Raw genomic sequence first — 2,477 nt, forward strand, 5'->3', positions numbered from 1 at the left:
GCAGGTCCAGTAGGACCGATAGGACCAGTAGGGCCAGCAGCACCAGTAGTACCTTCAGGGCCAGTAGGACCAATTAAACCTTGAGGTCCAGTAGGACCGATAGGACCAGTAGCACCAGCGGCACCAGTAGTACCTTCAGGGCCAGTAGGACCAATTAAACCTTGAGGTCCAGTAGTACCGATAGGACCAGTAGCACCAGCGGCACCAGTAGTACCTTCAGGACCAGTAGGACCAATTAAACCTTGAGGTCCAGTAGGTCCAGTAACACCAGCAGGGCCAGTAGTACCAGTAGGACCCGGAGGGCAAGTACATCTACCACAGCCACAACTTGGCATGCATATCATTTTACATCTATTACTCAAGTAAATCACCTTCCATTTTAAAGTATAGTTACATTTTAGCTAATAAAGTTTAATATATTAGCATCATTATATAATATGATGAATTAGCAATTTAAGTGCAATATCTAAATTTCATCATACAATTATAAGGAAAATTATCTTTTACATAAAGGAAAGTATTAAACTTTTATAGAGCAGTATTATTATAATGTATGATATGTATTTACTTTTGACACAATAAAGTAGTATAAAATTATTTTTAAATCATAATAGCCATAGATAGGAATTTGTGAAATGTATTCTTGTTTAAATATGAGTATAAAAAAATGGGTCATCTCAAACTTTTATTTTGAGATGACCCATTATCATTGCTATGATAAATATAATAGTTTCATTATGGTATTTGTAAATATAAATTAAAAATTTAATTTATATCTAGTTTATAGTTATTCCGCCACTTATATATCCAGTAACAGTGGAAGCTAAACTTATACCAGTTGGAACAGAAGAAGCAACTAATAATAGCTTCTCTTGTGCAGCCACAGAGATATTCTGGGTACTAATACCAGTTGCAGTAGTACCAATATTAATTACTGCTAAGGCTGGATTCAATTGCAAAGCAGTTCCAACTGGAGTAAATGTGTTACTATCAGAGGGTGCTCTATATACTTGTAATTTAATTCTTATAGATCCTCCTAAATTTAATGCAATAGTGGCACTAAAAAATCCAGCTAATGATGTTATGGTACCACTGCGAGGAGTAACAAATGCAAAATCTGAAATAGAAGCATTTAAAGTTATAGTTCCTGCAGAAACACCAACCCCAGCAAATGAACTTCCAAATCCGATCAAAGCACCGGTATTGGCCAATCCTCCCAAGACAGTTACTAATGCAACAGCACCTCCAGATGCATATGGGATTATAGCAACTGATCCTTGAGCACCTGTGGCTCCTTTAGGTCCAGTAATACCTCTAATACCTTGAGCCCCGGTAGCGCCTCTAGGCCCAGTAATACCTCTAATACCCTGAGCTCCAGTAGTGCCTCTAATACCTTGAGAACCAGTAGCACCTCTAGGCCCGGTAATGCCTCTAATACCTTGAGAACCAGTAGCACCTCTAGGTCCCGTAATACCTTGAGGTCCAGTAACCCCCATAGCTCCAGTAATACCTTGAGGTCCAGTAACCCCCATAGCTCCAGTAATACCCTGAGGTCCAGTATCTCCAGTAGGACCGGTAACTCCAGTAACGCCTTGAGGGCCAGAATCCCCAGTAGGACCGGTAACTCCAGTAATACCCTGAGGGCCAGTAACACCAGTAGCACCAGTAACTCCTTGAGGGCCAGTATTGCCAGTAGGACCAGTAACTCCAGTAATCCCTTGAGGGCCAGTATTTCCAGTAGCTCCAGTAACTCCAGTGACACCTTGAGGGCCAGTATTTCCAGTAGATCCAGTAACTCCAGTGACACCTTGAGGGCCAGAATCCCCAGTAGGTCCAGTGACTCCAGTAATACCCTGAGGGCCAGTATTTCCAGTAGCTCCAGTAACTCCAGTGACACCTTGAGGGCCAGTATTTCCAGTAGGACCAGTAACTCCAGTAATACCCTGAGGACCTGTATCCCCAGTAGATCCAGTAACTCCAGTGACACCTTGAGGACCAGTATTTCCAGTAGGACCGGTAACTCCAGTAACGCCTCGAAGACCAGTATTGCCAGTAGGACCAGTAACTCCAGTAATACCTTGAGGGCCACAATCCCCAGTAGGTCCAGTGACTCCAGTAATACCTTGAGGGCCTGTATTGCCAGTAGATCCAGTGACACCTTGAGGGCCAGTATTTCCAGTAGGACCAGTAACTCCAGTAATACCCTGAGGACCTGTATCCCCAGTAGATCCAGTAACTCCAGTGACACCTTGAGGGCCAGTATTTCCAGTAGGACCGGTAACTCCAGTAATACCCTGAGGGCCAGTAACACTAGTAGCACCAGTAACTCCTTGAGGGCCAGTATTGCCAGTAGGACCAGTTACTCCAGTAATTCCTTGAGGGCCAGTATTTCCAGTAGCTCCAGTAACTCCAGTGACACCTTGAGGGCCAGTATTTCCAGTAGATCCAGTAACTCCAGTGACACCTTGAGGGCCAGA

At 43.5% G+C, this 2,477-nt stretch carries 1 protein-coding gene; it reads right to left on the reverse strand.

What is annotated here, in order from left to right:
- Nucleotides 1-776: 776 nt before the first annotated feature.
- On the reverse strand, nucleotides 777-2,477 hold a 1,701-nt coding region (locus NGI68_RS07365; RefSeq protein ID WP_286010091.1), incomplete at its 5' end, for an exosporium glycoprotein BclB-related protein.

It is taken from the genome of Clostridium sp. Marseille-Q2269, from assembly GCF_943736985.1.
Lineage (GTDB): Bacteria > Bacillota > Clostridia > Clostridiales > Clostridiaceae > Clostridium_F.